This is a genomic window from Yokenella regensburgei (assembly GCF_003634235.1).
In the GTDB taxonomy this organism is placed as follows: Bacteria; Pseudomonadota; Gammaproteobacteria; order Enterobacterales; family Enterobacteriaceae; genus Yokenella; species Yokenella regensburgei.
This window is the reverse complement of sequence record NZ_RBIZ01000002.1, coordinates 1-4,317: the sequence shown is the minus strand read 5'-3', so window position 1 is coordinate 4,317 and position 4,317 is coordinate 1. Positions and strand designations below refer to the sequence as shown.

The 4,317-nt window shown below is 49.9% G+C and carries 4 protein-coding genes and 4 tRNA genes; 7 read left to right on the top strand and 1 reads right to left on the bottom strand.

Annotated elements, in window-relative coordinates; translation table 11 throughout:
* The first annotated feature begins 162 nt into the window (after nucleotides 1-162).
* Together murB and birA are read left to right on the top strand one after the other, a co-directional pair.
* Complete coding sequence (murB, locus tag C7387_RS00055) at nucleotides 163-1,191, top strand: UDP-N-acetylmuramate dehydrogenase (protein WP_120815800.1); 1,029 nt, start codon at nucleotides 163-165, stop codon at nucleotides 1,189-1,191.
* Nucleotides 1,188-2,150, top strand: coding sequence for a bifunctional biotin--[acetyl-CoA-carboxylase] ligase/biotin operon repressor BirA (birA, locus tag C7387_RS00050; RefSeq protein WP_006817510.1), 963 nt, complete (start codon nucleotides 1,188-1,190; stop codon nucleotides 2,148-2,150). Before murB ends, birA begins: the two co-directional genes overlap by 4 nt.
* 25 nt (nucleotides 2,151-2,175) lie before the next feature.
* Here the strand turns inward: birA and coaA are convergent, their stop codons facing one another.
* Nucleotides 2,176-3,126 (bottom strand): type I pantothenate kinase, encoded by a 951-nt coding sequence (gene coaA, locus C7387_RS00045; RefSeq protein WP_006817509.1) that lies wholly within the window; start codon nucleotides 3,124-3,126, stop codon nucleotides 2,176-2,178.
* Between the two features lie 346 nt (nucleotides 3,127-3,472).
* Between coaA and C7387_RS00040 the strand changes: the two genes are divergently transcribed.
* The 5 genes from C7387_RS00040 to C7387_RS00020 form a co-directional block, all read left to right on the top strand.
* A tRNA-Thr gene (locus tag C7387_RS00040) sits at nucleotides 3,473-3,548 on the top strand.
* Between the two features lie 3 nt (nucleotides 3,549-3,551).
* Nucleotides 3,552-3,636: transfer RNA gene (locus C7387_RS00035), tRNA-Tyr, on the top strand.
* A 114-nt stretch (nucleotides 3,637-3,750) separates the two neighbouring features.
* Nucleotides 3,751-3,825, top strand: a tRNA-Gly gene (locus C7387_RS00030).
* Between the two features lie 5 nt (nucleotides 3,826-3,830).
* Nucleotides 3,831-3,906 (top strand) — tRNA-Thr (locus tag C7387_RS00025).
* 118 nt (nucleotides 3,907-4,024) lie between these two features.
* Nucleotides 4,025-4,317: GTP-binding protein (locus C7387_RS00020; RefSeq protein ID WP_038878821.1), on the top strand; the 293-nt coding region annotated here is incomplete at its 3' end.

Genomic DNA, 4,317 nt, shown 5'->3' with positions numbered 1-4,317 from the left:
CGATGGTAGTGTGGGGTCTCCCCATGTGAGAGTAGGACACTGCCAGGCATCAATTGCGTGAAGAGGCCATCCGGAAGGATGGCCTTTTTGCGTTTATACCTCAAGCCATCGCCGCACAGATACGGTAAACTAGCCCAGTTTTGTATCAGGAAAGCGTCTCTAATGAATCATTCCCTAAAGTCCTGGAATACCTTCGGTATCGATCGCTGCGCGCGGAATATTGTCTGCATTGAAAATAGCCAACAACTTCTGCAAACCTGGCAGCAGGCGACTGCAAATGAGCAGCCGGTGCTGATTCTGGGTGAGGGCAGTAACGTCCTGTTCCTTGAAGACTATGCTGGCACGGTCATTATTAACCGAATAAAAGGTATTACGGTCCGCGAAGAACCTGACGCGTGGCATCTGCACGTCGGTGCTGGTGAAAACTGGCATCACCTGGTGCAATATGCGCTGGAAAACAACATGCCGGGCCTCGAAAATCTGGCGCTGATCCCAGGTTGTGCAGGTTCAGCTCCGATCCAGAACATTGGTGCTTATGGCGTAGAACTGAAAAGCGTCTGCGAGTACGTCGACTGTGTCGAACTGGCTACCGGCGAGCAGAAAAGGCTCACCGCACAGGCGTGCGCGTTCGGCTACCGCGACAGTATCTTTAAGCATGAGTATCAGGACCGGTTCGCGATTGTCGCACTTGGGCTGCGTCTGGCAAAAACGTGGCAGCCGGTACTGAGTTATGGCGATCTGACGCGTCTCGAGCCACAATCAGTGACTCCGCGCCAGGTGTTTGACGCAGTGTGCCAGATGCGCACTTCAAAATTACCTGATCCGAAAGTGAACGGTAATGCCGGCAGTTTCTTCAAAAACCCCGTAATTGCCAGTGAACTGGCGACGGCGTTATTGGCTAGTTTCCCCCATGTCCCACATTATCCCCAGGCTGATGGTAGCGTTAAGCTGGCGGCAGGCTGGCTTATCGATCAGTGTCAGCTAAAAGGTAAACAGATAGGCGGTGCCGCCGTTCACCGCCAGCAGGCTCTGGTGTTAATTAATGAACATCAGGCGACCAGTGCTGATGTCGTCGCTCTCGCGCACTATGTTCGCGAGCAGGTTGGTAGCAAATTTAATGTCTGGCTGGAGCCAGAGGTTCGCTTTATTGGCACAACAGGTGAAGTGAATGCTGTGGAGACCATTGCGTGAAAGATAACACCGTACCGCTGACGCTCATTTCATTGCTCTCTGATGGTGAATTCCATTCTGGCGAGCAGCTGGGAGAGCATCTGGGAATGAGCCGTGCCGCCGTGAACAAGCATATTCAGACGCTGCGCGACTGGGGCGTGGATGTGTTCACCGTGCCAGGTAAAGGTTACAGCCTGCCAGAACCTATTCAACTTTTGGATGAGTCGTTTATTCACAACCATCTGAAGTCCGGCAATGTCGCTGTTCTGCCAGTGATTGATTCCACTAACCAATATCTTTTGGATCGCATGCAGGAGTTGCAATCAGGGGATGCCTGTGTGGCTGAATATCAGCAGGCAGGGCGTGGTCGCCGTGGCAGAAAATGGTTCTCTCCTTTTGGCGCAAATCTCTATCTTTCAATGTACTGGCGACTGGAGCAGGGGCCGGCGGCGGCGATTGGTTTGAGTCTGGTCATTGGTATCGTGATGGCGGAAGTGCTACAAACGCTGGGCGCCGAACGGGTTCGCGTGAAATGGCCGAACGATCTTTACCTCGATGACCGTAAGCTTGCAGGCATTCTTGTTGAACTGACCGGCAAAACTGGCGATGCCGCACAGATAGTCATTGGTGCGGGGCTTAACCTCGTCATGCGTAAAGTAGAAAGTGACGTTGTGAATCAGCAGTGGACCAATCTGCAGGAGGCGGGCATTACCATTGACCGCAATCAGCTCACGGTTCGTCTGATAAAAGAGCTGCGTGATTCACTGCAACTTTTCGAGCAGGAAGGGCTGGCACCGTGGCTTTCTCGCTGGGAACAGCTGGATAATTTTATTCATCGTCCGGTGAAACTGATTATTGGCGATAAAGAAATTTTTGGTATATCCCGTGGAATAAACGAACAAGGTGCGCTATTACTTGAACAGGATGGTGTTATTACTCCCTGGATGGGTGGCGAAATCTCCTTGCGTAGCGCGGAATAAAAAAGGGAGCTGAGGCTCCCTTTTTTTATTTTCTTAAACGAACCTGCTCAACAGAGTGATTCGAGCTTTTGGTCATAATGAGACTGGCTCGCTCACGAGTAGGAAGTATATTCTCTTTCAAGTTCAAAAGGTTAATCTCATTCCATAATGAGGTGGCAGTATTCACTGCTTCCTCTGTGGTTAATTTTGCATAATTATGGAAGTAAGAATCCGGATTGGTAAACGCACCTTCGCGGAATTTCAGGAAGCGATTTATATACCAGTTTTTAAGTAGATCCTCCGGCGCATCAACATAAATAGAGAAATCAACGAAGTCAGAAACAAAAACATGATGCGGATCGTGAGGATAATCCATTCCACTTTGCAGCACGTTCAACCCTTCAAGGATTAATATATCTGGCTGGGCAACCGTCTTATCGCCATCCGGAATAACATCATAACTTAGATGGGAATAAACTGGCGCAGTCACATTTGTTGCCCCTGATTTGATGTCAGAGACAAATTTCACCAGCCGATGCATATCATAAGAAAGCGGGAAGCCTTTCTTCTTCATTAACCCACGTTCTTTCAGCACGGCGTTAGGGTGCAGGAAGCCATCGGTAGTGATTAGCTCAACTTTGCGGTGTTCCGGCCAACGGCTCAGTAGCGCCTGCAGCACACGAGCGGTTGTACTCTTCCCAACGGCCACGCTACCAGCAATGCTGATGATATAAGGGATACGCTGCCCATTCGTTCCAAGGAACTGTTCCAGTACAGCCTGGCGGCGCAGGTTAGAACTGATATAGAAGTTAAGCAGACGCGAAAGCGGCAAGTAGATTTCCGCGACCTCTTCCAGGGAGAGATCTTCGTTAATCCCTTTTAAGCGTGTAATTTCCCCTTCTGTCAGGGTCATCGGTACGGAGTCACGAAGAGCAGCCCATTGGCTACGATTAAACTGTAAATAGGGTGTTGTTAACGCTTGTTCTTTTTTGCTCATAGGCATGTTCTTGTCGCCACGGAGAGAAGATGTTCAGAACGTGACGCTTTACATTTCGTTAGTCAGGACAATGGGCAGGAGGGTAACACCAGATGGCTGCGAATAATAAGAAAAAATCGACACGAATGATGGATTCGCGTGATGACCACCATTTTCGTCCAACCCGTTATCTTTATACTGGCTAAAGCCCTCGTGGAAGGCCTGCGAATGACGAAGATTTATCCAGCATTGGCTGAAATAGCACCTCTTTTTGTGTTTTGCGCACAAAATGTGAGCGATAGAACGTTTTATGCAATTTTTTAGTTGCATGAGGCCGCAAGCCTCCCTAGAATGCGCGCTACTTGATGCCGACTTAGCTCAGTAGGTAGAGCAACTGACTTGTAATCAGTAGGTCACCAGTTCGATTCCGGTAGTCGGCACCATCAGGTGGGGTTCCCGAGCGGCCAAAGGGAGCAGACTGTAAATCTGCCGTCATCGACTTCGAAGGTTCGAATCCTTCCCCCACCACCACTTTCTGGCTTGTACTGCTAAGCCGGAGTTGATAGATAAGTCTGTCAGCTCAAACAAAGAAGAGGGAAACCTCTTTTTTGTTACAGAAAGAACTGGGTAGCCGAGTTTCAGGATGCGGGCATCGTATAATGGCTATTACCTCAGCCTTCCAAGCTGATGATGCGGGTTCGATTCCCGCTGCCCGCTCCAGACGTGCTGATATGGCTCAGTTGGTAGAGCGCACCCTTGGTAAGGGTGAGGTCCCCAGTTCGACTCTGGGTATCAGCACCACTTCACTTCTCCTTCCCGTTTCTCTCTGTTTACTTGTAAATGTATTCAACGATTCAGGCATATCGCCTGGTTGATGTGGTGATATCACCGATTTATCCGTGTCTTAGAGGGACAATCGATGTCTAAAGAAAAGTTTGAACGTACAAAACCGCACGTTAACGTCGGTACTATCGGCCACGTTGACCATGGTAAAACAACGCTGACCGCTGCCATCACTACCGTACTGGCTAAAACCTACGGTGGTTCTGCTCGCGCATTCGACCAGATCGATAACGCGCCGGAAGAAAAAGCTCGTGGTATCACCATCAACACCTCCCACGTTGAATATGACACCCCGACTCGCCACTACGCACACGTAGACTGCCCGGGCCACGCCGACTATGTTAAAAACATGATCACCGGTGCTGCGCA

What these genes read in the sequence shown, in the direction of transcription:
- murB (WP_120815800.1), top strand. Translation starts at nt 163, where the DNA reads ATGAATCATTCCCTAAAGTCCTGGAATACCTTCGGTATCGATCGCTGC.
- coaA (WP_006817509.1), bottom strand. Translation starts at nt 3,126, where the DNA reads ATGAGCAAAAAAGAACAAGCGTTAACAACACCCTATTTACAGTTTAAT.